The organism is Paenibacillus helianthi, assembly GCF_001909055.1.
GTDB lineage: Bacteria > Bacillota > Bacilli > Paenibacillales > Paenibacillaceae > Paenibacillus_AQ > Paenibacillus_AQ helianthi.
The window spans coordinates 1-26,958 of the sequence record NZ_LVWI01000080.1 but is presented as its reverse complement, the minus strand read 5'-3'; the positions used below and the strand labels follow the sequence as shown (position 1 = coordinate 26,958).

The 26,958-nt window shown below is 51.5% G+C and carries 27 protein-coding genes and 3 pseudogenes; 6 read left to right on the top strand and 24 right to left on the bottom strand.

The window, feature by feature from the left end; translation table 11 throughout:
* From A3844_RS27060 to clpP, 4 genes and pseudogenes are all read right to left on the bottom strand, one after another.
* Window positions 1–187 (bottom strand): annotated as a pseudogene (locus tag A3844_RS27060) (IS110 family transposase); the annotation flags it as partial.
* Window positions 188–281: 94 nt separating this feature from the next.
* Window positions 282–539: a hypothetical protein gene (locus A3844_RS27055; protein ID WP_074109069.1), complete on the bottom strand. Its 258-nt coding sequence runs from the start codon at window positions 537–539 to the stop codon at window positions 282–284.
* 296 nt (window positions 540–835) lie between these two features.
* Window positions 836–1,042, bottom strand: a complete 207-nt coding sequence (locus A3844_RS27050; RefSeq protein WP_074101190.1) for a hypothetical protein — start codon at window positions 1,040–1,042, stop codon at window positions 836–838.
* 20 nt (window positions 1,043–1,062) lie between these two features.
* Window positions 1,063–1,644 (bottom strand): ATP-dependent Clp endopeptidase proteolytic subunit ClpP, encoded by a 582-nt coding sequence (gene clpP, locus A3844_RS27045; protein ID WP_074087497.1) that lies wholly within the window; start codon window positions 1,642–1,644, stop codon window positions 1,063–1,065.
* 181 nt (window positions 1,645–1,825) lie between these two features.
* On the opposite strand from clpP, the gene A3844_RS27040 reads away from it, so the two are divergent.
* Window positions 1,826–2,587 (top strand): RNA polymerase sigma factor, encoded by a 762-nt coding sequence (locus A3844_RS27040; RefSeq protein ID WP_074109068.1) that lies wholly within the window; start codon window positions 1,826–1,828, stop codon window positions 2,585–2,587.
* A 91-nt stretch (window positions 2,588–2,678) separates the two neighbouring features.
* Complete coding sequence (locus tag A3844_RS27035) at window positions 2,679–3,584, top strand: NAD-dependent epimerase/dehydratase family protein (protein WP_074109067.1); 906 nt, start codon at window positions 2,679–2,681, stop codon at window positions 3,582–3,584.
* Here A3844_RS27035 and A3844_RS27030 read toward each other — a convergent pair.
* From A3844_RS27030 to A3844_RS33590, 7 genes and pseudogenes are all read right to left on the bottom strand, one after another.
* Window positions 3,564–5,384: a methyl-accepting chemotaxis protein gene (locus A3844_RS27030; RefSeq protein ID WP_074109066.1), complete on the bottom strand. Its 1,821-nt coding sequence runs from the start codon at window positions 5,382–5,384 to the stop codon at window positions 3,564–3,566. The genes A3844_RS27035 and A3844_RS27030 overlap by 21 nt on opposite strands.
* A gap of 159 nt (window positions 5,385–5,543) precedes the next feature.
* The gene (locus A3844_RS27025) at window positions 5,544–6,332 is read right to left on the bottom strand and encodes a helix-turn-helix domain-containing protein (RefSeq protein ID WP_074109065.1); all 789 of its coding nucleotides are present in this window, start codon (window positions 6,330–6,332) and stop codon (window positions 5,544–5,546) included.
* A gap of 377 nt (window positions 6,333–6,709) precedes the next feature.
* Entirely contained in the window at window positions 6,710–7,126 is a 417-nt protein-coding gene (locus A3844_RS27020; protein WP_074109064.1) for a VOC family protein, read from the bottom strand.
* Window positions 7,127–7,151: 25 nt separating this feature from the next.
* Window positions 7,152–7,924 (bottom strand): annotated as a pseudogene (locus A3844_RS32080) (IS5 family transposase).
* Between the two features lie 523 nt (window positions 7,925–8,447).
* Window positions 8,448–8,936 carry a PadR family transcriptional regulator gene (locus tag A3844_RS27005; protein WP_167374749.1) on the bottom strand — a complete coding sequence of 163 codons (489 nt, stop codon included), beginning with the start codon at window positions 8,934–8,936 and terminating at the stop codon, window positions 8,448–8,450.
* Window positions 8,937–8,984: 48 nt separating this feature from the next.
* Complete coding sequence (locus A3844_RS27000; protein ID WP_074086384.1) at window positions 8,985–9,827, bottom strand: NmrA family NAD(P)-binding protein; 843 nt, start codon at window positions 9,825–9,827, stop codon at window positions 8,985–8,987.
* Window positions 9,828–10,224: 397 nt separating this feature from the next.
* Window positions 10,225–10,466 (bottom strand): annotated as a pseudogene (locus tag A3844_RS33590) (transposase); the annotation flags it as partial.
* 332 nt (window positions 10,467–10,798) lie between these two features.
* On the opposite strand from A3844_RS33590, the gene A3844_RS26990 reads away from it, so the two are divergent.
* Complete coding sequence (locus A3844_RS26990) at window positions 10,799–11,779, top strand: zinc dependent phospholipase C family protein (RefSeq protein WP_074109063.1); 981 nt, start codon at window positions 10,799–10,801, stop codon at window positions 11,777–11,779.
* A gap of 127 nt (window positions 11,780–11,906) precedes the next feature.
* On the opposite strand, the gene A3844_RS26985 is transcribed toward A3844_RS26990, so the two are convergent.
* The 5 genes from A3844_RS26985 to A3844_RS26965 are packed head-to-tail and all read right to left on the bottom strand — an operon-like array spanning window position 11,907 to window position 16,330.
* A complete protein-coding gene (locus A3844_RS26985; protein ID WP_074109062.1) occupies window positions 11,907–13,349 on the bottom strand; it encodes a sensor histidine kinase in 1,443 nt (480 codons plus the stop codon).
* Window positions 13,350–13,364: 15 nt separating this feature from the next.
* Entirely contained in the window at window positions 13,365–14,051 is a 687-nt protein-coding gene (locus A3844_RS26980; RefSeq protein ID WP_074109061.1) for a response regulator transcription factor, read from the bottom strand.
* A 20-nt stretch (window positions 14,052–14,071) separates the two neighbouring features.
* Entirely contained in the window at window positions 14,072–14,857 is a 786-nt protein-coding gene (locus A3844_RS26975) for a lantibiotic immunity ABC transporter MutG family permease subunit (RefSeq protein ID WP_074109060.1), read from the bottom strand.
* Between the two features lie 2 nt (window positions 14,858–14,859).
* Window positions 14,860–15,618, bottom strand: a complete 759-nt coding sequence (locus A3844_RS26970) for a lantibiotic immunity ABC transporter MutE/EpiE family permease subunit (protein ID WP_074109059.1) — start codon at window positions 15,616–15,618, stop codon at window positions 14,860–14,862.
* The gene (locus tag A3844_RS26965; protein ID WP_074086378.1) at window positions 15,611–16,330 is read right to left on the bottom strand and encodes a lantibiotic protection ABC transporter ATP-binding protein; all 720 of its coding nucleotides are present in this window, start codon (window positions 16,328–16,330) and stop codon (window positions 15,611–15,613) included. The genes A3844_RS26970 and A3844_RS26965 overlap by 8 nt, the downstream gene beginning before the upstream one ends.
* Before the next feature lie 171 nt (window positions 16,331–16,501).
* On the opposite strand from A3844_RS26965, the gene A3844_RS26960 reads away from it, so the two are divergent.
* Entirely contained in the window at window positions 16,502–17,662 is a 1,161-nt protein-coding gene (locus tag A3844_RS26960; protein WP_074109058.1) for a glycosyltransferase family 4 protein, read from the top strand.
* Here the strand turns inward: A3844_RS26960 and A3844_RS26955 are convergent.
* The 5 genes from A3844_RS26955 to A3844_RS26940 form a co-directional block, all read right to left on the bottom strand.
* A complete protein-coding gene (locus A3844_RS26955) occupies window positions 17,602–17,862 on the bottom strand; it encodes a hypothetical protein (RefSeq protein ID WP_074109057.1) in 261 nt (86 codons plus the stop codon). The two genes, A3844_RS26960 and A3844_RS26955, sit on opposite strands and share 61 nt — an antisense overlap.
* A gap of 233 nt (window positions 17,863–18,095) precedes the next feature.
* Window positions 18,096–18,488, bottom strand: coding sequence for a MerR family transcriptional regulator (locus tag A3844_RS26950; RefSeq protein WP_074086375.1), 393 nt, complete (start codon window positions 18,486–18,488; stop codon window positions 18,096–18,098).
* Between the two features lie 82 nt (window positions 18,489–18,570).
* The gene (locus A3844_RS26945; protein WP_074109056.1) at window positions 18,571–19,590 is read right to left on the bottom strand and encodes an SDR family NAD(P)-dependent oxidoreductase; all 1,020 of its coding nucleotides are present in this window, start codon (window positions 19,588–19,590) and stop codon (window positions 18,571–18,573) included.
* A 206-nt stretch (window positions 19,591–19,796) separates the two neighbouring features.
* Window positions 19,797–19,913: an HTH domain-containing protein gene (locus tag A3844_RS32495; protein ID WP_143192171.1), complete on the bottom strand. Its 117-nt coding sequence runs from the start codon at window positions 19,911–19,913 to the stop codon at window positions 19,797–19,799.
* A 10-nt stretch (window positions 19,914–19,923) separates the two neighbouring features.
* On the bottom strand, window positions 19,924–20,496 hold the full coding sequence (locus tag A3844_RS26940) for a GNAT family N-acetyltransferase (RefSeq protein ID WP_074101207.1): 573 nt from the start codon (window positions 20,494–20,496) through the stop codon (window positions 19,924–19,926).
* Window positions 20,497–20,700: 204 nt separating this feature from the next.
* Between A3844_RS26940 and A3844_RS26935 the strand changes: the two genes are divergently transcribed.
* A complete protein-coding gene (locus tag A3844_RS26935) occupies window positions 20,701–21,867 on the top strand; it encodes a copper amine oxidase N-terminal domain-containing protein (protein WP_074109055.1) in 1,167 nt (388 codons plus the stop codon).
* 195 nt (window positions 21,868–22,062) lie between these two features.
* Here the strand turns inward: A3844_RS26935 and A3844_RS26930 are convergent, their stop codons facing one another.
* The 3 genes from A3844_RS26930 to A3844_RS26920 form a co-directional block, all read right to left on the bottom strand.
* Window positions 22,063–23,904, bottom strand: coding sequence for a UbiD family decarboxylase (locus A3844_RS26930; RefSeq protein WP_074109054.1), 1,842 nt, complete (start codon window positions 23,902–23,904; stop codon window positions 22,063–22,065).
* 244 nt (window positions 23,905–24,148) lie between these two features.
* A complete protein-coding gene (locus A3844_RS26925; RefSeq protein WP_074109053.1) occupies window positions 24,149–25,573 on the bottom strand; it encodes an FAD/NAD(P)-binding protein in 1,425 nt (474 codons plus the stop codon).
* A gap of 238 nt (window positions 25,574–25,811) precedes the next feature.
* Window positions 25,812–26,651 carry a phosphotransferase family protein gene (locus tag A3844_RS26920; RefSeq protein WP_143186229.1) on the bottom strand — a complete coding sequence of 280 codons (840 nt, stop codon included), beginning with the start codon at window positions 26,649–26,651 and terminating at the stop codon, window positions 25,812–25,814.
* A gap of 104 nt (window positions 26,652–26,755) precedes the next feature.
* Between A3844_RS26920 and A3844_RS33215 the strand changes: the two genes are divergently transcribed.
* On the top strand, window positions 26,756–26,958 hold a 203-nt coding region (locus A3844_RS33215), incomplete at its 3' end, for a hypothetical protein (RefSeq protein ID WP_208619398.1).

Below are 26,958 nucleotides of genomic sequence, written 5' to 3'. Positions count from 1 at the left end.
ACTGTACCAGTTGCTCCAGACCTGTTCGTGTATTGGAGAATACACAATCTTTCCCCAGTTCAATTCCCCGAAAGTCAATGGCTCGGGCCACATGGGTTTCCTTAGCGATGTCTGCCCCTACGACAAGGGTCTTGTCGGAAATTCTCATAATCCGTTGATTCTGTTTCTTCGATTGTTTATACTTCATGTTGAGTGCCTCCTGCGCTGGAATTTGTTCTCTGGACGGAACGTTTCCCAGTATACAGCTGGCGCTTTTTTCATTCAAACCTCAAATTAATTCATTACAGGAATGGCTCCAATATACGATTGAATAAGATAGATGCTTCAACTTCTGAAGGATTTCCCTCAACCATAAGCCTGAATTTAACATCTTTTTCACCGTCAAAGGAGGCTGCTGTAGTATCTATCACCTCAAGTTTCCTAAAATTCTCCTCGGATTTTCCGAGTGCATCTCCAATGTCTATGCTTGTCCCCTGGCTACAAGCGACAGTTATAAATATTAAAATAAATGTGAGGACGATTAAGATAGAACGTTTCATCTATTTATTTCCCCTGTTTTTAGCCTACCTGCCAATTGCTTGGAACGCTCCATTAATTACTCATTCATACAATACCACATATTGGAATTATCCTGCCCGTTTAGCTCATTGCGATTCCCGGCAGTTTATTATTCTTTAACACCTGCCACCTGCCACCTGCCGCAGTCATCCGTCCGCAGAATCCCCCGCACAAAGGCTTCTGTCGTCATCTGATAGCGGCTCCAGCGCAAACAGCCTTCACTTTCCCATGGGGAGAAATGAAGGCTGTATATCCGTCGTCCTTTAACGCCTAATTCTTATTGCCCGAATCCGACCCGTGGACGTTCTCGTTCTTTGGTCTCTACAACTACAGCTCGGATCGAGGTAATCGGAATGTACAACACCTGATACTCCGTACGGTACTTCACGAACCGCTCATCCATTTCTTCCAGAATGCCGCCGCTGACACTAGAACCATCCAGAAAATTCACGGTAACCTCTTGACCTTGCAAAGCTTCCAGCATTTCAGAATCCGCTCCTCTGCTTACAGTTTGGTAATCACTTTGTCGATTATGCCGTATTCCAGCGCCTCCTGGGCCGACAGGAAATAATCCCGGTCCATATCCTTCGCTACCTTCTCTGCCGGCTGGCCGGTGCGCTCCGCACTGATCTGCACAATCTTCTCCCTAATCTGCAGGATACGGCGGGCACTGATGGCAATGTCACTGGCTTGGCCCTGTGCGCCGCCATGCGGTTGATGAATCATAATCTCGCTGTTTGGCAGCGCGTACCGTTTGCCGGTAGCTCCGGCCAGCAGCAGAAGTGAAGCAAACGAAGCCGCAAATCCAGTGCATATCGTACTGACCTGCGGTTTGATTACCTGCATCGTATCATAAATGCCGAAGCCTGCGGTAGTCGAACCTCCCGGGCTGTTGATATACATCTGGATATCCTTATCCGGCTCATCTGCCGCCAGGAAGAGCAGTTGGGCGATGATGCTGTTCGCCAGCTGATCATCGATGGCCGCACCTACGAACACAATCCGGTCCTTCAGCAGCCGGGAATAAATGTCGTAGGACCGCTCACCTCTGCTTGTTTGTTCAATGACATAAGGAATAATGCTCATGTCCACTCCTCCTTGGATAGTTTTAATTTCATACCCTGTAAACGGATGGAGTCCTGCAAAGGATACGGTTTCTATCTTTTTAAAATAACCGCGAAGGCAACGTATCCTTTACATTGTGCCGATCGTTTATATAATAGAGGCAACAGAAAACGCAGGATGACCCAAAAGGAGATGATTACAAGTGTCGACCCTTGTACCGTTCAGCACCGGAAAATCAACGGATGAAATGCTGCCGCTTCGGGACGCTCTGTTCCGGTATTGTCTGTCTTTGACTAGATCCAGCCTTGAGGCCGAGGATTTGGCCCAGGATACCTGGACCAAATCCCTGGCTTATGCCAAATTTGCAGACAATCCGAATCCCGAAGCACTGCTGCTGCGGATTGCCAAAAATACATGGATTGATGTGATACGGCGCAAAGCATCAATGGGACGGGCTTTGGAGCGTACTCAAGCATTCATATCGTCAAGCGTAGATCAGAGTCCAGGCCAATCGCCAGGGGAAGCGCGGTCTGGGATCGAGCTGGCTTTTCAGGCGATTATCCGGCATTTATCTCCGCTGCAAAGAACAGTATTCGTGATGCGCGATGTTCTGGACTATTCAGCGGATGAAACCGCAGAGAGGCTGGAAACCACTGTAGGAGCCGTCAAAGCGGCCCTGCACCGGGCGCGTCAGGCACTCGGAGCCGTCCGCAAAGAACTCGCAGATGACGAGGGTCCAGCGCGGACGCAGGACCTGGATTTCCGGATTCTGCTTCAGGCGCTGGCAGAGTCCTATGAAAAAGGCCAGCTGCCTGTGATGCTGGAGCTGCTTCGCCAGGAGATTAAGTCGGAGATGACGATGGCGGTCGGTACTGGCACAGTGCAGGCACTGCATACAGGCGGGAGAGGTTCCTGGCCTTACATGGAGACTGGCAGCATGACAGATCTGCGGATGGCTGCGTAATCCTTACAAAACTAAGTTTACGGTTCCGGAGCCAGTTTTGTACGGAGACTATTCCAGGAAGCGTTGCCCACAAACTTTAGGAGTGAAAATATTGAGGAACATACTTGTACTCGGGGGAACCCGCTTTTTTGGCAAACGGTTAGTGGAGCGCCTGCTCCGGGATGCAGATACCACGGTTACCATTCTGACACGTGGCCTGACGGAGGATGGCTTTGGCCGCAGCGTGAACCGGTTGAATGTGAACCGCACGGATACGGAAGCACTTGCTGAAGCTGTTGGAGATACCGTCTGGGATGTAGTTTATGACAACATCTGCTATTCCCCGGATGAGGCCGCTGCGGCCAGCCATATATTCGCAAATACGGCTAAGCGATATATTCTGACCTCCAGCCTATCCGTGTATGATCCAAGATCTGAAATTCTCCGCGAAGCAGACTTTGATCCGGAATCTTATCCGCTGCGGCTGGGCCCAAAGGATGATTACAGCTATCAGGAGGGCAAAAGACTGGCTGAAACGGTCCTCTTAAGGCAAACAGCTTTTCCCGTGGCAGCAGTCCGGTTTCCGATCGTGCTCGGGACGGATGATTATACGAAGCGGCTGCATTTTCATATTGAGCATGTGCAGGAAGGACAGCCCATCGGGGTGCCCAATCCGCAAGCGCTGATCTCGTTCATCCGTTCTGATGAGGCGGCTGATTTCTTGTATTGGCTAGGCTTCTCACCACTGACAGGACCCGTGAACGCATGCTCGGACGGGACGCTTACCATCGGGAATATCCTCTCCATCATCGGGCAGGCAACCGGACAACAGGCGGAGGTTCAGAGCGAAACGGCCGACAAAGATAGGTCTCCGTTTGGCATCCGGGAATCCTGGTACATGGATACAGCAAAAGCCCGCAAGGCGGGCTTCCCGTTTCTGAAGCTTGCAGAGTGGTTCCCGGAGCTGGTCCTGGAACTGGTAAGTGAACGTAATGCCTCACTCGGCCATCGCGAGTAGCTGGCTTGATGCCTCCACATTCTCTGCTCTGGATTTTTCATCCATAATTATTAACCGACCGACCGGGGCTTCTGCTCCGGTCTCTTCTTCGATTTTGAACACATGAATCTCCCGGAACAAATGCTGTGAAATTTCATTGATCTCCACCGCTTGCCGGGCAATGTCACGGATCGCTTGATCCTGCTGGGTGCTGGAGGCATTGACCTCCTGCACACCTGCAGCAGTCTGTTCAGCCACTGCAGCTACGGAATGTACAGAATCTGCCAGCCGGGTGTTGATCTTCCGGGTCTGCTCCACCTTCTGGTGAATTTGTCCAATCTGGTGGCTGATACCGGTAATGGATTCGTCAATGGCCTCGAAAGAAGCAAGAGTCTGTTCCACCTGGTGGTCCTGCTGCTCCAGGCTTTTTTGGGTTTCCAGCATATATTCCTGAACATCCGCCATACTGTCCTGCAGATCGCCAATCATCCGGCTGATATGGATAGAGGATTCGTTCGTCTGTACGGATAAGTGCCGTACCTCATCGGCGATGACGGCAAAACCTTTGCCCGACGCCCCTGCCCGGGCTGCCTCAATGGCGGCGTTCAGGGACAGGATATTCGTCTGCTTGGAAATTTCCGTAATGGACCGGGTGATTCGAGAAATATCACCGGACTGCTGAACGAGCTTGTCCAGTGCTTCATACACCTTAGTGATGGATGCACGGGAATGATAAGAAGTCTGCCGGAGAGCAGTTACCGTCTCCGAGCCTTTGCGTGTATTCTGATTCGCCGCTTCGCTGGTTAAGAGCATCCCATCGGTGTAATCCGTAATCTCATGAACCCCGAGCTCCAGCTCCTCCAGCAGCAATGTGCTATGTTCAGATTGTTCCGCCTGCTGCCCCGCCCCGACGGATATTTCCTGGATCGTATGGAGAATTTCCTGATTGGTATGGGCAGTGATGACAGATGACTGCTGGAAGGAATGTGAATAATCTGCAAGGGAAGAAGCCGCAGTCATCGTCTGCCGCAGCATATCGCGGACCCGGCACACCATATGGTCGAAATGGTGGCTCAACCGTCCAAGCTCATCATGATAGGGTGAGTTAATCTGCTGCCGCAAATCACCATCCGCAATCTCCCGCAGGGCTGCCTGAAGCTTGCTGACCGGGGTTACGAAAGAACGGATCAGCAGCCAGCCAAGCAGCAGCGTGAACAGGAACACCCCGGCTGCTGCATAAATGATGATGGAAATCGTGTCCTCCAGCATGTGAAAAGAATGATTCTGTGCCTGCTCGGCGTTATCCGCAGCTGCTGCATACAGCTTGCCGTTCGTCTCCAGCATAGATTGGCTAAGTGCCAGCGCCTTCGTATGTAAGTTATCTATTTGTTCCAGAACCGCTAACGGGTCAAGACTGTTGTCACCCATAGTCTGAATCAGTTGATCAAAAATCCCGTTATATTCTCCAGCCTGGGTTCGCAGCAGTCCCAGGATCGGGGAGGCGGGTGTATCTGTCTCAAATTTAAGTTTGGCCAATTCAGCGGTAAGTTGCTGCTGCTTGTCCTTAAAATCATCAGCCAGTTCCAGATCACTTGATTCGGCAAGTGCTGTCTCTGCACGGTTCAGCTCCTGCAGCAACTGGGTAACCGTTGAGACGGTAATCCGTTTTTCCATCTCAGTCTTTTGCTTTTCCATGGAATGCTCCACTTGCCCGATCTTATTCCCTTGGTACAGGGCCACCCCCAGAAAAATAAGCGTAATGGCGGAGAAACTTAAAATCAGCTTCCATTTCATAGAAAAGTGCAGCCGTTGTCCCTTCAAGCGAATCATCCCTTCATATCAAGCTTCAAAATACAATAGGTATATTTTACTAACACACTCATTGTAGAAGCTGGATATTAACTGCTCTCCTAACTTTTGTATGGGAATCGTAAAGAAATTGTTGCGAAAATGTTAACAGAAGGGCGCTTGCAGCGATTGCTATATAACCGCGATCCGGTTCAAAAAGCGGTTCATGAGCAGCGGCAGCGAGATGAGAATCGGCGGGTCATCCAGCCTGGGAGGATGGAGGGTCACCGGCTGATGCGGGACCAGAGAACCTGGTACGACATGGATCGGAGTCTTCGACCGGGTACGCAGTGTGGTATGCGGAAGCAGGAAATCCAGCGTGTGTGTTCCCCATGATATGGAGGTGGCAAGCAGGTAGTAGGTCCCGGGAGCCACATGTTCAAAGTGAAAATGCCCCAGGGAGGAGAGCAAGGTACCGTACAGCGGCAGTCCCTCGGGAATAGGTTTGGCGAAGAGGCCGATCAGAATCACCCCGTCAACAGGGGCCTCAGCAGATACCGTCCCGTGCACAGAAGAAGGCATCCGGCTGATCGGGTACGAAAAACTCCAATCCCGCAGCTTCCTTAACGAGCTCATCTGATCTCCGGCATATGGCACGGAATTGCGGAATTCCGCCGGAGACATCCCCACCCGGGCAGCAAAACGGGAAGTGAAGGTCCCGAGGCTCTGCTGGCCAATCTCCAGCGAAATATCACGGACCGTAAGGCCCGTGCGCAGCAGCATGTCCTTCGCCCGCTGCAGGCGGTGAGAGGACACATAGTACAGCGGGGACAGGCCAGTCCGCTCCTTAAAGATGCGTACAAAGTGATACGGGCTGTATCCGGCATAACGGGCCAGACGCTCCAGCGGAAGTTGATCATACATATGCTCATGAATGTAGGCAATAACTCCATCAATCTCTGCAAACCGCCCTGTCACCATAAGGTCCACCCTTCTTCGGGAAGATATTAAGAACGTATGTTCGCATAAATGATATCACAAATTTAAATGAATTGGAACCTTTCTGTTGCATCAGAACAAACTCACCCTATCGGGTGAATTCAGCATCTCATTGCCGCAGGTAACGGTATTGCTTCCAATTCAAGGGTATTTCTACCTCCAGTTCTGCCCGCTAGCCCGTTGACGGTTAGATCAGAGGTATTTCCTCTTAGGCCCGTTTAGTTCATTTCGTTTCCCCTGGTCCATTTCTTCACGCTATTCCTCTCACTTTTAATCACAGTTAATGCAACAAAAAAAGCAGGCTCCGGCTGTCCGGAAACCTGCCTGTCTTATTTGATGATTCTCTTTACATGCATGATCTATGCCTGCTCCGGTGTGCCCTCTTCCATATACACGGACTCCCATAGATGACCGTCGATGTCCTGAAAGCTCCAGCTGTACATAAAACCGTGGTCGATCGGGTCATTATACTTCTTGCCGCCTGCGGCCAGCGCCTTATCCACCAGTTCGTGCACCTCTTCCCTGCTGGATGCGGAGAATGCCAGAATCACTTCGGTGTGGCTGGAGGTGTCGACAATTTCTTTGGAAACAAAGGTTTTGAAGAATTCTTTAGTCAGCAGCATGACAAACGTAATGTCGTTGAGAATCATACATGTCGCGTTCTCATCCGTAAAATGAGAGTTGAACCCGAAACCAAATGCGGTAAAGAAGTTAATCGAAGCCTGCAGATCATTTACCGGCAAATTCACAAAAAGCTGGCCTGCCTGAAATCCCATTCTCTAGAACGTGTCTGAAAACTCCTCATTGAGTCAATTTGAAGATGACAGCTATGTATACAAACGCCAAGAATGACTTGGCCAAATTGTCGTAACGAGTAGCCATAGGCGAAAGTGTTTGATTTTATTGAAAAGGCACTCCACTAAGTGGCGTTCTTTGTACCGATACCAATCGACTTTCTACGGGTTTTGACTATTCGCTTTAGGCGGGATGGTGTAGGATGCCTGCTTAGCTGTAATCCAATTTCGAATCGCTTCGGAGCCATAGGCTTTGTCGCCAAGAATAGGACTTCCTGTAATTTCAAGCCTCTGAAGTAAATCAATCGCTGGAACGGAATCGTAGACTTGACCACCCGTCAGAAGAAAAGCGAGGGGATTTCCTAATCCATCGACGACGGTGTGAAGTTTGGTTGTCTTTCCGCCACGACTGACGCCGATGTGCTGATTTACTTCGTGGCCTTCAATGTTTTTTTAGCACCGGCACTATGTTGATGGGCTTTGACGGATGTCGAATCAATGCTCAAGTTTTTAAAGTCAGGTTCGACCTAAAGGCTTGAAAGATCTCAACAAGCAGTCCGGTATCTTGCCACTTGCAAAAGCGACTGTAGACCGTTTTCCAGGACCATAGCGTTCTCCGGTAAATCGAGCCAAGCAGCACCATTTCGAGCGATCCATAGAAAAGCGTTAAACATGGTTCGTTCACTTAATTTTGACGGACGTCCTGTTCGGTAGGGTGGAAACAATCCCCTTAATTTGATCCCACTGTTCATCGCTTATTTCGTACCGTCTTTGAATCATGTTTGACGCTCCATTCGTTTTTCTCAAGTCTTACCATGTTATTTATTGTGTGACCGGTTACGAAATCCTGAAGAAAATGGACGTCGAAGGCAAAAACGTCATGGCCGACCGGGAATACGATACCGATAAAATTATCGCACCGCTGGAAGAGAAGTAAGCGAACTCAATCATTCCAAGCCGTAAGCACCGTACGTTTCAACGCCGTCTTTTTTTCGGAATAATGAAACTGGCGATTTAATGAATAGATTTAAAATAGATTTAATGTCAATTGATTTGTTATCATCGAGATTATTAGTGCTTTTTTTTCACATGGTGTTTATCTTGTCTATTCAATAATAATAATGGCGTATTTAAATTTCAGACTTTTTCCGGTAGTTCTTTTCATTTTTCCAGCATTTGTATCAAAAAAAAATCAGATTTTTTACGCAAAAAACCCCCTTGTATCTGCGGCATTCAGCAGATACAAGGGGGTTTGCGCTTCGTATACCAATATTCAATTCATCTTCCCCGGGAGTGCGCTGCCCTACTGTTCCAGCAGCACCTGAAACCATTTTAGGTTCAATTCATGGTGCGCTCTGACATTATTCATCATCGACTTTGCAGTATCGTAGATCCTGTCTTGCTTGGCATCCAGCACATGATCAATTTCAGCAATTTTGCGCCGTGTCTGCTCCATCTGCACCGCTACGGCCGACTTGAATTGCCCAGGATCATATTGGTGGGCAAACAGCGTGGTCATATAAAAGGCTAACGTAATATCGTCCGTCTGCAGCGAATATTTGGCCATGAGCGCTGTGAAATGCTCGTTGCCCTGCGGTGTAATCTCGTAGATGTACTGTTCGGGATAGTTGTTAACGCTAACGACTTCAACCAGCTGGACCAAGCCTTCCTCCGCTAACTTCTGCAGGTTGTAATACAGCGATCCCTTCGTCATATGAACAAGATACCTGTAATCCCGTTCCTTGAAGACATTCAACAATTCATAAGCGCTGGATTGTCCGCAATCCTTCAACAGACCCAGTATTAATAAGGGTATAATAATAATTCCTCTTTCTATCGATTATTGAAAATCACGGAGATGCTCAGCGATCCATTCTCTAAACGTATAAGGCTCCCGGCCAAGAATCGTCAGCACCGTGCCGGTCACGCCGAGCTGATGCTTGACTGTATACTCCCAATCCTGGACTCTAAGGTTAATATACTCTTCAGCAATGTAGTTCTTCATATACGAACGGAAGTCCCCGATCGTCTGCTCTTCCAGTTCAAGCGATTGTCCCAGTTGCTTAGAGATTTCGGTCAATATGTTCCTCTGGCTAAGAATATTCGCCCCTGTAAGCGTCAAGACCTGCCCGGAGAATTTGCCAAAATCGGTTAGAACCACACTGATAACTTCTGCAATATCTGTTTCATGCACACTGGCCAGCTTAGCCTCAAGGGCCGGTAACCGGATTTTCCCCTTATTGTATCTAAAAAGGTCCCTCCAGTAAATGGTGTTGTGCATGAAGGCCTCGGCCCGGATAAAAACATACTGAAAGCCATACGCCTTAATTTGATCCTCGACCTTTTTATGTTTAAGGGCATTCTCGTTGTAACCGGCATCCGACCGGTTAATGGAAGCTGAGGATAAGAACACAATGTTCCGGACGCCCTTAGCCCGAGCAGCCTGCAGAATCTCTTCGGCATCATCCAGCAGGATCAGGAATAAGGTCTCAACGCCGCGCAGGCTGTCTGACCAGGCGCTGCAATCCTTGATATCGCCGGTGACGACAATCATATGATCTGTCCGATCTGTTAACAGCCTCTCAGGTGTTCGGGTGAGGGCTTTAAATTTGACATCCTTAAGCTTGAGGTAATTTACAACCCGATTTCCAACGGTTCCAGTTGCTCCAGTAATAAATAGCATTATAAGGACCTCTTTTCCAATATATTAGTCTAATTAGACCACAAATCAAAATATAGTCTAATTAGACTAATATAGCAAGGGATATTATACAAAGAACACAGCCCCAGGGGACTATGTTCTGAAAGTACGCCCAGCATGGGCGTCATCTCTAGGGTGAAAGTCCTGAACGAGGGCTGGCGAGCGCCTACCGTTAGTCAAAGGCAAGGGTGTTCACCGTGAGGTAGATCTGAAGGAAGCCGGAGGCAAAAGCACGGGCCAAGGTACACGAACTGGATTTGAGGCTGTGTCAGTCAGATGAGCCACCTATACATGACGAAATCCAAAGCCGCCAAAGGCTTGCGCGTTAAACTCGAGTGGTCGCGGGCGGAAAGATGGCATTCTTATCTGGGGAAGCCTGAAAGATCTCAACAAGCAGTCCGGTATCTTGCCACTTGCAAAAGCGACTGTAGACCGTTTTCCATGGACCATAGCGTTCTCCGGTAAATCGAGCCAAGCAGCACCATTTCGAGCGATCCATAGAAAAGCGTTAACATGGTTCGTTCACTTAATTTTGACGGACGTCCTGTTCGGTAGGGTGGAAACATCCCCTTAATTTTGATCCCACTGTTCATCGCTTATTTCGTACCGTCTTTGAATTATACTTGACGCTCCATTCGTTTTCCCCAAATCTTACCATGTTATTTAGTTTTCAGACACATTCTAATCACCTCTGCATGTATTTGTAGTGTTACCGCTCGATTATAACTTGAAAGGACAGGAAGTAATTCTTCCCGATTGCTGTTTGTCCCATGCCGTTGACCGGGCTCGATGAACTTACTGCAGACGGCTTATTGAAATTGATCCGGGTGAGGAGTAACCTGAAAGAAAGAAAGAAGAAATCATGAGTATTACAATCCGCACGAGTACTATTCCATCTCTTTTTACACGAATTCTGTATGCTGAAGATATCAACGATCTGAGGGGTGAAATGAATGCCTAACATTTGGATGCATCTGGAGTATGGGCAACAGCTAGCGGAAGAGTTCCGCGGTGAGTTCCCTTTTCTTACGGAGATGAAATCCCGTCCTGAGCTGTACCAGCTCGGCTGCCAGGGACCGGATTTCCTGCTGTACCACAGCTTTCTGCCCTGGAAAAAAGATACCCGGGCGCTTCAGCTCGGCGATCTCATGCATACGGAGAATTGCGGTCCGGTGTTAATCGAATTCTGGCAGAGAGCCCTGGCCCTTCCCGCCGATGAGCTTAAGGAGGCGCAGCAATACTTTCTCGGCTTCCTTACCCACCATCTGCTGGACCGCAACCTTCATCCCTACATCAACTGGAAAGCGGGCTATAAGCACCGCAATCACCAGCGTTTTGAGATTGTCCTCGACACCTTGTTCATGAAGCGGCTGAGACAGTTGGATACGTGGCGGCATGCCGCCTGGAAAAAAATCAATGTGGGCTCCCACTTGCCCGTCCCCATCCATACCATTTTGCATGAAACCGCATCTGACTGGTATCCCGAAACCCGGCGCCTTCCCGCTGAAATCTGGCATGAAGCGTACCTGGACATGATTTTGGCGCATAAATGCTTATTCGATCCCAAGGGCTGGAAGAAATCCCTGCTGAGGGGAAAAGCCCGCCGCCTGTTTTCACAGCAGCTGTCCCCAGCTGAGGAGAAGCTCGATTATCTGAACGAAAAACACGGGGAGTGGCGGCATTCTGCACTCTACTCCGAAGTCCGGACCGAAAGTGTCTGGGACCTGTGGGAGGAGGCGCTTGCAGAAGGACGGACGGTGCTGCGGGCTCTGGCTTCGTGGCTGAACAGCACGGTGCCGGCTGAAGGCGCCCGGGCGCTGGAGCAGTTCAAGCTGGTGCTGGGCGACCGTTCCTATGATACAGGCAAAGAGTGCAGCAGCAATCTTAAGAACAGGTATGCCGAACCGATCTGGGAAGCAGGCATTATATCCTGAAAATCAAAGCAACCTCCGATTTCCTTAAGGCATATCCCAGGACAGCAAAGCAGCGCTTCTTCTATATAAGAAAAGCTGCTTTGCTTGTTTTGTTTGTTTATCGAAACTATGACCCGCTCCATTTACCTTAACCATTCATCCTGCCGTCTTCATGCTCTATAACCACGCATGCTCCACCCCCGGGTGCGTTGCTCAACCGGATCTCACCGCCCAGCTTCGCTGCAAGCTGCTTTGCAATATACAGACCAAGCCCGGAATGACCGTCCCTGCTGGCTCTGGCGTCATCTCCCCGGTAGAATTTCTGAACAGCCTTCTCCAGATCTCTCCGGCTAAATCCAGGCCCGGTATCACAGATCTCGTAAGAAATGCGGCTGCCTTGCACGGTAACCGAAACAGAAATGGTGCCACCGCCTGGCGTATATTCCAGACTGTTCATCACCACATTGTCGAGAATACGCTCTAGAAGCTCCGGGTCGGTGTGTAGGGATATTCCTGCAGCCTCCCCCATTCTCAGAACGATTTCAACGCCCTTCCGGCCAGCCTCCAGCGAGTAAGCCGTGATCTTGCGGTCCAGAAACGGTGCCAGCTCAAAAGTCTCGGGATGGAGTATGGAACCCGCCTTTTCCATATCCGATGTATACTGCATCTGCCGCACCCGTTCGCTGCTTTTGTCCGCATTCTCCCGGATCACCCCAAGATAGCGAAGAAGCTTCCCGTCTTTCGGGTCCCCGGAGTCAATCAACGCTTCGGCATAGCTGCGGATGATGGAGAGCGGAGCCTTGAGATCATGTGCCAGCGCTTCGACCATCTCCACCCGTTCCTGCTCCATCCGCCATTGTGCCGACAAGGAGCTCGCAAGCTCCGTTTTCATCTCGGCAAAAGCACTGCTGAGCTGGCCCAGCTCATTATCCGAATGATAGCTGATTTCGAAGTCAAGATCCTTCTCTTTAATCTTGCGGGCGGCCTCCATCAGCAGGCGCAGCGGCTTGTTGATATTGCCGGCAACAAGGCGCGAGAATAACAGCGAGAATAAGAGAATATAGAGAAACGGCGACACCAATGCACCGATAAAAATCACCGTTATCCACATGTTGCCGGATTCATTCACATAAGTAGGCTTCAGTGCGTAGGACAGCAGCACCGCACCTTTGACTGTGCCTTCGGCATCAATGACCGGCACCGTACGCACATATCTGCCTTGAATACCCGTGGTAGTATTCAGCAGCTTGTACAGCTCCGTTCGGCCGTGAATATGCACATTATCCAGTGTGCCATATAAGATGTCCGCATTCCCGTCCACCACCTGGTAGGTGATGCCCTCACCCGGAATCGCCGCTTCCAGCGCCGGTCTGGCGGATGAGACAAGCAGCTCTGTTTGTTTCTGCAGAATATAGCTTTCGATGGCAGGCAGGCGTTTCTCATAATGATTGGCGGGATACACCAGCTTATTCTCCACCCGCATAAAGAGCAGCGCAGCCAGAGCATAAGTGATCACCGTCGCTACCACGCTAGTCAGGATAATATAGGTGAAGGCCAGTTGAAACTGGGTCTTAAGCGGTTTTTTGTTCATACGGCAGCTCCTAGCTTAGTGAATGGTCCATTTGTAGCCGATTCCCCATACGGTAGAGATATAATCGCCGGAAGGATCGGCCGCGGCCAGCTTAGCCCGGATCTTCTTGATATGCTCAACTACGGTCGATGCATCTCCTTCGGCATCATAACCCCAGACTTTCTCGTAAATATGCTCGCGTGAAAAAACCTGGCCGCCATGCAGCGCCAGCAGCTCAGTGATATCATATTCCCGCCGTGTCAGTGTGACCGGCTCCCCTGCTACGCTGACCAGCCGTTCTTTCAGACTCAGCTCCAGCTTGCCAAACCGCAGCCGGTTGTACTGCTGCGGCTTTTGCCGTGACCGTTCTTCTCTCCGCAGGTTCCCCTCGATCCGGGCCATCAGCTCGCGGAGGCCAAACGGCTTGATCACATAATCATCTCCGCCCAGCGTCAGTCCGCGGACCCGGTCCGCTTCCGACTGTCTGGCACTCAGGAAGATAATCGGACAGCTTACCTCGTCGCGGATGCTGCGGCAGACTTCAAAACCATTCATCCCCGGCATCATAATGTCGAGGATGATCAAATCCGGTTCACGCTCCACCAGCCGGACACCTTCGATTCCGTCAGAAGCGGACAGCACCTCATACCCCTTGGCCTCCAGCTCATCTGTGAGCAGTTGAACCAAGGCCTCTTCATCATCGATGATCAAAATTCTGCTCAATTCATCCCTCCTGCCCTTCGCTATTCGTAGCTGTCACGGCCTTCCCATCTACAAAACCATAGTATACTACAAGCGGTCACAAGCATGAATACCATACAGGCTGGAACGAGACCCCGAACCAGATTGTCCCGCAGGAATCCTGATAACTGGAAGCCATCCGGCAGTGATACCCCTGGCATAGCCAGGCCGGGAAGCCCGGCAAGCCGGGCAGGCCAGGACCAGGGTACGTAGGGCCATATGGCATCACCTATGGAAGTGGTGCCTATGATGGCAGCCACCAGCAGACCCGCTCCCCCTGCTCCAACAGAAGCGCCCAGCCCGAAAGCCAGCGCCAGATACAGATGCAGTACGCACAAGGCCAGGCTGCCCGCAAGCGCAAGCAGACCGCTGAGCAGGAAGATTCCTGCTCCAGGATGCTCCAGTTGAAGAATATACCGCATCCCGGGGAGCATCACCAGCATGGAACCAAAAAGGAATGCTGCAACCAGCAGAATCAGCTGCAGCAGCTTGCCAAGATAGATCAGCGTTCTGGGCGCACTCTGCCCCAGCAGGCCGTTGAAATGGCCGGCATACTCTTCCTGGGCAGCAAGCAGTCCGGCCAACAAACCTATACCGACAGGCAGAACTATACTAGCCGACTGGAAAAAGGCGTGGTGAATCTCATACGGAAGTTCCGCTGTACGGACAGGGCGGGCGAAATACCATAATAGAAGCGCAGGATAGCCCAGAACTGCCATCCCTGTCAACCAGCGGACTGGTGTCCGCTTTGTTTTGAGCCAATCCGACGCCATTAATCGCAGCAGCATTTCTATTTCACCTCTTTCCGGTCAAACCATACTCCTGTTAGCCAGGAACTGGCCGCAAAAAACAGCAGTGAAACGGCAATTCCCGCTGGAATAACCGAGGTGTCCAGCAGGGGGTCCCCAGTTTCAAGCGGGACGCCGTTTGGATGAACTCCGGCTACCGGACACATCAGCCGCAGTGCCCAGCTCCAGGGCACATAGAGCCAATGGGGACCAGGTGCGGCAATGACACCAGTGAACATGCCTGCAACACCCAGCCCGATAGATGCGGCCATTCCTTTCCAGGCAGCAGCCATGAGCTGCAGAGGAATCAGGCTTAATGAGACCAGCCAAGTGAGCAGGCTGGCATATACTACCTTTTCCACAGGAAGGGTTCCATCCGTTATCAGCAGACCTGCAAGCAGAGCAGCAGCAATGGTTCCCAGTGATGACAGAAGCAAATAGTAAGCAAGCACCATGATTTTGCCGATCCACAGTAACCCGGGACGGATATTGTGCAGGCGTAAGCTGCGGTAATGGCCGGCCTTGCGTTCCCTAACCTCGGCCAGTGCACAGAGCAGCGCTGTGCCGAGCGGCACGAAAATAAACGGCCACCAGTTAAAAACCATGCTGAGGAACAGTTCCCCTGGCAAGCTCTGTCCTTTGGGAATGTACAGTAGGGCAATGAGCGCGAACAGTACAAAGAACGACGGGGTAGCCCAAACCAGCTTCACCGAAAAGCTGCGTTTGTATTTCAAATGCTCTGATTGAAGGATATTAAGCATGCTGCACACCCGCCTGTTCCCGGTTTCGGGCAACGACCTGCATAAACAGCGCTTCCAGATCCTCGCCTGTATGGATTTCGCTCTCATAGCCCAGCCGTCCACCGCTAATAATGCCGATATGATCGGCGATCTGCTCCACCTCGGACAGAATGTGGCTGGAGAGAATCACCGTGATTCCCTGCCCAGGGAAGGAACGGATCAGCTCCCTCAGCTCCTGAATGCCCAGCGGGTCGAGTCCGTTCGTCGGTTCATCCAGAATCAACAGCTCCGGCTGGTTCAGCAAGGCAATCGCTATACCGAGTCTTTGTTTCATCCCGAGCGAGAATTGGGACGCCTTTTTGGAACGTGTCTCCTGCAGATCCACTGTGCCCAGCAGCTCTTCGATCCTTTGCGCAGGCAGTCTCAGCAGCTTCGCATGAACCATTAAGTTCTCCCTTGCCGTAAGGTTGCCGTACAGTGCAGGAGCTTCAATCAGTGCCCCGATCCGCTCCAGATGCCGTCTCTCCCAGGGCTTACCCCCAACCAGAATCTCCCCTTCACTTGGACGCAGAAGTCCTGTAATCATTTTTAGTGTAGTTGTTTTCCCTGCCCCATTGGGTCCAAGAAGTCCGTATACTGTGCCTTTCGGTATCTTCAGCGACACATCCGCCACGGCCTGCTGCCGTTTGAACCGTTTACTCAAATGCCTTGTCTCCAGAATATATGGCCGCATCTAATCTCTTCCTCTCATTTCTGTGTGGAGACAGATTAACAAGAGAAAATAAAGATTTGATAATGTTTACCCGAATACTATTTGTCCGCTGTTATTGTTTAACCTCCGGTTAACTCCCTTGTAATATTCGGCTGTTACGATCAGGGCAAGAAGACCATAGGGAGGGATTCCATGCGCCTGGCCTTATTTACGGACACGTTTCTTCCGCAAACCAACGGTGTCGCCCGCACGCTTGGCCGGTTGACCAGCCACCTGAACCGCCGGGGGATTGAGCATCTGCTGTTTACACCCAAATCCGCCACTGAAGGCAGCTACCCCGATCCGGTTCGTCCTGTCGCCAGCATTCCTTTTTTTCTGTATCCGGAGTGCAGGCTGGCTCTGCCCAGCATGTCCTCGATTCAGAGCCAGCTGAATTCCTTCCAGCCAGATCTGCTGCATATGGCCACCCCGTTCAACATTGGCCTGTGCGGCCTCCGTTATGCGCATAGGCAAGGCCTTCCTCATGTTGCCTCCTACCATACCCATTTCGACCGTTACCTGGAATACTACCGGGTACGCCGAATTGTCCCCCTTTATTGGAAATACATGAAATGGTTCCACCGCTCTTGCGATGCTACGTTTGCCCCATCCCGGGAAACGATACGCACACTGCAGGAGCAAGGCTTCGAGCGGCTGCAGCTCTGGTCGAGAGGCATTGATTGCCGGCAGTATTCTCCGGACAAACGCAATGCCGCTGAAGTACGGGAGCGTTATGGAATCACCGAACCGCTGATACTGCTCTATGTAGGCCGGATTGCTCCGGAAAAAGATATCTCCACCCTCCTGCAAGCTGTACGGCATCTCCCCGAATCTGTTGCTGCTGGGGTTCACCTGCTAGTGGTCGGTGACGGCCCTTTACTGCCCGAGCTGCGGTCCCAGGCCCCCCGGAATGTGACCTTCACCGGCGTGAAGCACGGTGAGGAACTCGCAGAGCTGTACGCCTCCGCCGATCTGTTCGTGTTCCCTTCCAGCACGGAAACCTTCGGGAACGTGGTTCTGGAGGCTATGGCCTCAGGGTTGCCTGTCATTGCCGCCGGTGCAGGCGGGTCTATGGAACTGGTGATGCCCGGGATTAACGGCGAGCTGTTTCAGCCGAATGATCCGGGAGCGCTGGTTGAGGAGATATGCCGCATGGCCAACAACTCGATTCTACGGGAGATCATGGGGATGGAAGGACGAAGACAGGCGCTTGGCCGTTCCTGGGAACACATTTTTGACGGCCTGATCCGCGATTATGAAGAAGTGATCGACAGCAGACGTATCAAGACCAAAGCGAAGATATTCACAGCCTGAGGGAGCAACGGAAGAATCCTGCTCCGGTTCCACTGGGAGATGGATGGATGAATGTATGTCTGCTGTAAGGTTTTATGTGTATCACGCATGTAGAAACGGCTGCGCCGTCCTTCACTGGACAGCACAGCTTTTTTGGATTGGGGATACCGGGGTACCTTGCTTTTCCCATCCGGCGGGTAAGCCGGTGCTTCCCCTGTCATTCCATTCCTCCTTGAACCCTGCGGCAGAGGCAGACCTAAGTGGAAAAAGTGAATTTAGATCTAAGCCTCCTGTTCTCCCGAAAGCGCTAGTTGGAAAAAGTAGACTTCAATAGGCCTATTTCCCTCTTTACAGCTGAATTTGCTTCGTTTAAGTCTACTAATTCCCACTAACACCTTAGCAGAAGGCTTTTGAGCATATTTAAGTTCACTAATTCCACTTCACTCCCTCAGTACTAGAGTCCCATGCGGTCCTGCGGAGCCAGCTGTCCTTGCTCCAGTAAGTCATATTTGGACAGCTTCATATTCACAATGGCAAAAGCCCGGTCCAGCTCCTGCTGTTGACGCACCAGATCCTGCTTGTATTCCCGTAGAATGGCCGCACGCTGCGGAATCGTCGAATCGCCTTGAAGCGTAAGGTCTACCATTTGCTTCAAAGTGGCCACCGGTAATCCGGTTACCCGAAAACAGTTCAGGAGCGAAATAGACTCCAGATCCTTTTCCTCAAATATCCGATTCCCGTATTCGTCCCGCTGAAGCGCTGGAAGCAGCCCTTCCTTTTCATAATAGCGGATGGTATGCGGAGCCAGCCCCAGCTTCTCCGAAGCCTCTTTAATGGAGATTCCCAAGTAAGCCACTTCCCTCTGACCACTACAGTGATCCAGTTTCCCCCTAGTATACGGCTTAAAGTGTACTTTACGTCAAGACGGCTCAGATATTGAACCTCACTCCGGTCATCTGCTCACTGAGTACCCACAGCCGCCCAGCAGACTCCCGGTCAACGGCCCACGGCCAGACTCCCGAGCCCTGCACACTGTCTGCCGGAACAGCTTCGGCAATATCAGCATCCTCACAGTAGACGCCTCCCAGGCTATCAAGTTGTTCACTAACCGCACACCATACACTGGTTGCAGCTCCCTGCTCCGTAGTTTTCATGAAGTCAGGCTGTTCCATGCTTGGAGACAATCCCCCCTCCTCCTTGACGGATTGAAGAGTCTGGATCGGCTTCACGCCCCCCTCTTCTGACTCCAGGAAACGGCCAATTCCCGAGGAAGGAATGAGGCCTGGATGGACAGCGAAAGCCCGGACTCCGTACGCTTTGGCTTTATCATCCAGAGCTACTGCAAACAGTACATTCGCACTTTTGGACTGGGCATAAGCTTTCCATTTGTCATATTCCCGCCGTTCAAAGCTCGGATCACTGAGATCAACACCACCCAGGCGATGCGCCCGGGAGGAGACCGAGATGACCCGGGCCTGACCCGCCTGTTTCAATGCAGGCCAGAGACGGGCCGTTAGCTGAAAATGCCCCAGATGATTGGTGGCGAATTGCGACTCATAGCCGCGCGTATCACGTGCCAGGGGTGCAGCCATTATCCCTGCACTGTTGATGAGAAAGTGAAGCGGCCGGCCTGAAACGATGAACCGCTGGGCGAAGCTGTCAATAGAAGCGGGGTCCATCAAATCAAGGGCTTCCAGCTCCAGACCGGGAATGCCGGATACTGCAGCTTTAGCCTTTTCCGGTGTCCGCGCCGGTACAATTACAGTGGCTCCCGCTTCGGCTAACACACGTGAGGTTTCCAGGCCAATTCCGGAATATCCACCAGTAACTATTGCTACTTTACCAGTCAGGTTCAGACCGCCGATTACTTCTTTGGCTGTTGTCTGGACGTCGAATCCCGTTGCTAGCGGCGCTTGTACCGTTCGATGATTATGTTTTTGTGCTTCCATGTAGTATCCCTCCATATCGTATGTTCGGGATCATCATATTCCTTAAAGTTCACTTTAAGGCAAGCCATAATTTTATTAATAACAGAGCAGCTTCCTCACATAACAAAAGCACATGAATTCTCCAAGGGGAATTGTTCATGTGCAAGTGTCATTCTCAATGTAATTTTCAGTACATATCTACTTAATCCTGCCGCTTAGATGGGCAATCAATCGATATCACGCTGAATGGTACGCTGCAACACTTCGAAATTCTCAGCCAGCACCCGGGCACTGACCGTTTCACGGTTCAGCAGATAGATTGCCTTCCCCAGTAGACGGTCCATTTTTCTCCCGCTATGCCTGCTGCTTGTCCGAAGCCGCCTGCTGGATGCTTAGCCATTCACTTCCAAGCAGGCCGTAGGCATAGGTATCATGCCAGAGCGGATGTCCTTCAATATCGTTTTTGAAGTACCCTGTCTGAAGCAAATGCCCTTCCCGGCGCAGCTGCAGCCGCTCAAGCAATTGCCAGGAGGGATAGTTGCGGGGATCACAATGAGCAGTTACTCTGCGGATCTGCAAGTCACTGAATGCATATTCCAGCAGCCTTAGGCAGGCCTCTGTTGCATAGCCTTGGCCCTGAAATCCACTCCCAAAGACATAGCCGAGCTCCCAAGTCTGGAACGCCTGCGGCTCCTGCTGCTGAAAATAGAGATTGCCTATCATTTTACCGGACGCCTTCAAGCATACCGCCCAAAAAGCATGATCCGTAGAGCGCCTAAGCGCCTCCGCCTTACTCGCCTCCTCATCAAAAACCCCGTAAGGCTCGTACCTCACCACCTCTTCCCTGGAAAGATAATCATGCAAATCCTCCCAGTCTTCCGGCTTGAAGCCTCTCATCGTTAAACGCTGCGTTTCAAGAACTTCCATAGTTTTGTCCCCTTCATCCCTACTTCACCGTATTAGAACTCCCCACAATAGTAGCAATGGCGATCCAAAATATTCAATATATTTTCTTGTTAAATCCATATTTTACCGAAACATTCCTGCGGAGAAGCCGTCTATATGAACACTTGCACACCTTAAAGCCAGTTTCTCACCTCATTCACCCATCCTGAAAGGAGAACTTCATATATGGTCAAAAAAATGCTTCTGCCCGCCGCAATTGCATTGCTGCTGTTATCGGGTGCATCCCCTGCTCCGGTATCCGCCCAAAAGGCTGCAAACGTGCAGGTCGTGCTGACCTTCACCAATCACTCCATACTCGCAAGCGGCGAGACAGGGGATGGACAAATCAAGAATGGTGTCACCTATATGCCAGCTTCTATAATCACGCCTGCAGGCTTTGCACTCAAGTGGGACAATTCCAGTAAAAAAGCTGTTTTTAGCGGCTGGGAGAAAAGCTTCACCGTTCAGGTTGGCAGCCGCACCGGTGTGCTCGATGGCAAAAAGCTTGACACCGGCGGCACTCCTTACCTCTTCAATCATCAGCTCTATGTGCCTGTAAAATTCATCGTATCCGCTCTTGAGGGTAAAACCGTCCGCTGGAATCCACAAACGCAGCAACTCCTGGCGGACGGACTCCATATGTACCGTGCCTACTCCGAGAGCCACGCAGGTTCCGTTTACACCGCTTCCCTGGATACCGGCGAACTATTCATCACCACTGGAGGCAGCCCCAAGCGCAAGCTTGCTTCCCTGGGTAGCGGGCTGGATCTGGTCCACTTCAAATTTGAACAGACACCTGCTGGACTTACCATGCTGCGCATCAGCAATAGTTACGGGGAGCCTCATATTTATCGGGAATATTTCACCTACCTCCTCAAGAACGCTGCCCTTATCCGCCAGGCCCATACAGGTTTCCATTCCACCTTCAGCGAGCCAGCCGTATGGTCCGGAGGCAAGCTGCTGCTGAACGACGGCCACACCTTGCGGCTCATCGAGGATGGGACAGGGGATGTAATTGAAACCATAGATCTGCCCCAACTGATGGGCATAAGTAAAAGCAACCCTCCTGCCGTGTACTATAACGTCGAAGGCTGGTATTCGGATGTGGCGGTAATTCGTCCTGGTGATACAGGATTCCTGACATTGGTGAACCGCAGCACCGGTGCACAAACCCCGCTCTACAAAGTGCTGGTGGATGCAGACCGGCAGCGGGTGCTGGAGCAGGTCGATTCGGTGTTCCCGGGAGACAATATCTTCCTGACCGGACGGACTGGCAACACCTTAACCTTTACCGGGTATATCACCGGCGACAAGGATGAAGTGTATACCTATACCCTTCCGGGCGGAAAGTAACCAGATACAAACAAACAAAGCATTCGCATTCCACTACCCTAGCGGCAATCTGCATCATTGGCCTCCAAGACCCGATTTTAACAAAAACCACGGCAAGCGTCTGGTACGCCTGCCGTGGTTCTCTTTAATTCCGCCACCCATTCCAACAATGATGCCGTACCAGATCAGGGTACAGTTCTTCTCCCAAGCTTAAGCTCAGCGCGATTTGCGCAGCCCGGCCAGAGGGGCTCCCTGTGCAAAAAAGCGTTCAATATTCCGCTCCACCGCTGCATCCGGGATCAGTGGAGGCGCCTGATGCGGCTTCACACGGGCGTCAATGATCACGTTATCGCAGAACCAGTGCTTGTTCTCTACACCACTGTTCACCCCATAGATATCATGTGAGGGATTGCTGCGCGTAAAGGTTGCCCAGAGGAAGTTGTTTAACGTTTCACTCATGAATGTACTATCGTCGCACAGGATGATCATCGGACAGCTATCGAGCACACCTTGCTCCTGAATGGCGGCACTCAGCTTGTCCGTCTCCTTCTGGGCTGCCGCATAATCAATAAACTTCGGTCCCTGCAATGCCACGATTCCCGGTATAATCATTTTTGCTTGTCCGAACGTCTGCAGATTCTTCAGAATCCCCGGTACCTCCGTACACAAGGTCCGCTTCTGCTCTCCCACCGCTGCAAAAACCACTTTACTGCCGCTGTTAATCCCCGTGCCGGAATAATCCAGGGTGTCTATCGTAGTATGGGTCTGAAAATGAATGTCCCGGTGCAAATTGATCCGCTCCAGAATATAGATCAGGAAATCCCCGATCTTGTGTGTGCTGACCGGCCGGTCTTCTTCCGCTGTAATGAACAGATACTTCGCCAGACTGAGCTGTCCTGTCCCGAGTATCCGGTTCGCGATGGTAAGCAGCTCCGCCGGCTGCTTCAGCTGCTGGTACGGGGTATAACGCTCGCTGCCGACGGCTAACAGCAGCGGATGTACGCCAGCTGCATCGACCGCATGCACCTCTTTGACTCCAGGCACCTCCTGCTTCACCGCTCCGCCTGTCAGCTCATGGATCAATTCTCCGAAGGCCGTATCCTCCTGCGGCGGGCGTCCTACAACAGTGAACGGGAAGATGGCCCCTTTTTTGGCATAGACCTTATGCACTTTCATCACAGGGAACGGATGGGTCAGACTGTAGTAGCCCAAATGGTCGCCAAAAGGCCCCTCCGGTCTGGTCTCCCCGGGATGAATCTCGCCGGTAATGACAAAGTCGGCATCACTGCTGATGCAGAAGCCGTCCGCATAGCTGTAGCGGAAGTGGCGCCCCGCCAGAAGCCCTGCAAAGGTCATTTCGCTTAAGCCTTCGGGCAGAGGCATGACCGCAGACAAGGTATGTGCGGGAGGTCCCCCGATGAAGCAGCTGACCTTGAGCGGCTGGCCTTTCTTCGTAGCCTTGGTCTGGTGAATGCCGATGCCCCGGTGGATCTGGTAATGCACGCCGACTTCCTTATTGATCTCATACTCATTGCCGCTAAGCTGAATACGGTACATGCCAAGATTGGAATTCATAATGCCGGGCTTGTCCGGGTCCTCGGAATAGACCTGAGGCAGTGTGATGAACGCGCCGCCGTCCCCAGGCCAATGCTTAATTTGCGGCAGGTCGGATATTCGGATCTCCTCGAAGCCCGCCGGAACGCCGCTCCCTTTTTTCAGTGGCAGGGCTTTTCTGGCGGCCAGCCCAGTGCCGACATATTTGAGCGGCTGCTTGAGCGCCTTCATTGGATCACTACGCAAGGCAATCACATCCTGGGATGACTCCCAGGTATCACGAAATATAAATTTACTGCGTTCTATAGTGCCGAACAGATTCGACACTGCGCGGTACTTCGAGCCTTTGACCTTCTCGAAGAGCAGGGCGGGACCACCCGCTTCGTAGACCTTCAGATGTATCGCCGCCATCTCAAGATTCGGGTCGACTTCCTCATGAATACGGACCAGATGTCCGTGTTTTTCCAAATCGGTAATACATTCTTCCATATTGCGGTATCTCATGGTCTTACTCCAATCTCCAGAAGAAATGTGAACTTCTTTTATTATCAATGAGGGAAGCCGCGAGGTCAACGCCAAGCGGTGTTCTGACAGGCGCTGATGCTCGAAATCAAAGGCAGAAATACCTTTGATTCCGCTCTCGCAGCGCTGGCCCACGAAACCAAAAAGAAGGCTTCTCCTCGCAGAACATTCTGCGGGAAGACAGCCTCCTACTGTAAAAATATACACTTGCGGTTCATCAGTCTAATCAGTCCAAAGTTTTCAAGGGCCACACCCCGGTAAATTCAACCTCATGATAAGCGTAAAAAGCACTCAGAATTTCCTCGCGGTCATCGGTGAACAGCTGATCGGCCACCCCGGCCACTAGCTTCGGTACCGCATTCTTCATGCCGGAGATGGCGGATGCCGACAGGCCACAACTGGCAAGCGCGGAATAGTTGAAGACGAACAGTCCGTGTACAAACTTGCGTCCCTCTTCCGTACGGGGCTGGAGCGCAAAGCCCGGGCTTAGATACGGGTGAGCATCCAGCAGCGCATTCGCCTCTCCAGACGGTGCTTCGTAACGGTCGCTCCAGCGGGCGATATGGCTCTCGACCTGACGCAACTCCGGACGCAGGCCCGGGTCGCTGAGCAGACCGGTGCTAACTACGAGAAAGTCAAAGGAGAATTCACCTTTCGGCGTTGTCACTACTGCCTTGTCTCCTATAGCTTCGACCTTCAGCCACGGCGAACCCAGATGAAGCTGGAAGCCCGGCCAAGCCGCTGCACGGGCAAAGGTATCATTGGTCGGCGGCTGATTGAATTTGAAGAAATGCGATATCACTGCATATTTCTCCGGGTCAGACAGCGTATGGTACCGTTCAATCATACCTGAGACTTCCATCTGGCGGATCGGATTAACATTCGGAAGCTGCTCGCGGCGGACAAACACATGGGCTTCCGCTGCCCCCCCGGAGAGCAGATAATTCGCGTTGTCGAATGCTGAGGCTCCGCCGCCGAGAATGGCGATTCTTTTTCCCCGGAGGAACGTATAGTCCATATCCTCTGAGGTATGGGCATACATGGCTTTCGGCAGATGGTCAGCTACCATCGGGGGCACATGCCATTCGCCTCCCCCCTGGATACCTGTAGCCAACACTACCTTACGCGCCAGCAAATGCTCCTTCGGCGCTCCAGCACCTGAGATATGAAGGCGGTGAATTCCATCTTCACCAGGTTCTATCAGCTCTAGCCGGACTTCATTGACCACGGGCAGGTCCAGAACCCTCCGGTACCAACGCAAATAATCCATCCAGTCGCCGCGCGGGATTTTATCGACGGCCTCCCAGCTCTCAGCCCCGTTCTGCGCCTCCCACCAGGAGCGGAAGGTTAATGAAGGAATCCCCAGATCAACCGAGGTTAAATGTTTCGGTGTTCGCAGCGTGACCATCCGGGCGTAAGTTTCCCAAGGTCCTTCCAGCCCTTCACTGTTCTCATCGATCAGCAGAATGTTCGATATCCGTTCACGGAGCAGTCCAAAAGCCGCTCCGAGGCCGCTTTGCCCACCGCCCACAATTACAACATCATATACATGGCCTGCCGGATGGCTCAGCGGCCGTACCCAGTCTGGACCTCCATAGGCAAGATAGGAAAGATCCGTTTTCACTCGTTCATTTAAGGTTTCCAGGCTCATTCTTCCTCAGACCTTTCGGGTAGCATCTTTAGGCCATATTATAACGTGTAAGCCCCGGCTTTTGAATGGATATGTCAGGTTTATTGTCATTGCATCCAAAATCCCTGAACCGGATTGTATCCAATCACTAACATTTGGGGTCTAACCCTACTATAATATTGACAAAAGAATAAATCTTGCTACCGAATGGTATCCGTGTTAGATTTCCCGCCACTGGCTGGACTGTTTCATTGTTCACTTAAAGCTCCGCTCTGATAAACTCCAGCAGCCTTTGCTTCTCTTCCTCGACGATAGAATCAACGTCCAATTTACGTGCAGCGAGCGGAACCAGCCACTGTTCCACCTCACGGTAAGCAATCCCCGTCAGCCGTTCGTATTCTTCGCTGAATACCCGGATGATATGTTCTCTTACGGAGTCAAAGAAATCCGGCACACCCGCAGGCAGACCCGGCGGCAGAACCGAATAGCGGATCATGATGATGTATTCACCGAGATCCGCTTCGGGGTTACCGGTCGAAGCATTCATCCAGTCGATAACTACAGGTTCGCTATCCCGTATCAGGATATTTCCCGGGTTGGGGTCTCCATGACAGAGCTGGTACTTCAAAGGCAGACGATCCAGCCGCTCAACGACCCGCTTCTTCTCATCTGAAGTCAGATAACGGGCTGAATGGATATTCCATTTCAGCGCTTCGCGCTGCGGTGGCATCGAAGGGATCACCTGGCTATGAATGTGGCTTAGGCTGCGGGCGGTGATGCGGATATTCTCATCGTCACTGTCCGTCCATTTCCTGTCTGCAGACACCTGCATGAACAGCTGTATGAACCGTTCCATTAGCGACTCCCCATAGATGCGCTCTGTCACCATCCCCGGACGGCCATCGACTTCGGTTAATTCGTAGGGGCGCGGCACAGTCAGTCCTTTTTCCCAAGCCGCTTGCGTATTGCTGAACTCTCTAGCCAAGGCATCCATTCCGGTATTGCTCTTAGCAAGCTTGATAACCTTTGACGTATCTTCCCACTCGTAAATTTCCGCACATCCGCCTTCGCCAATCTTCATTCCCAGTAATCCATTCACAGCTCAGATTCCTCCCACTATAAATTAATAAATACTCTTGTTTACTCACTCGTTCTAAGATTTTCAGCCATAGACAGATTGAGAGCTGGAGAAGTCATGTAAGGATGACATTATTTTCTGGTGAAGCCGGTGGCGGGAATAGAGAGCGGGGGATTCATCCCCAACCCAAGGATACGTTCTGTGATCGCACTTTGGATATCCACACCTGTCTCCTGACGGCTTACCCTCCCATGTCACGCGGGGTCTTTGCCCTTACATTCCTTCGTTCGGCCTCTCAGGAGGTGGACGCCGTTTCTTGCTCCTTTAC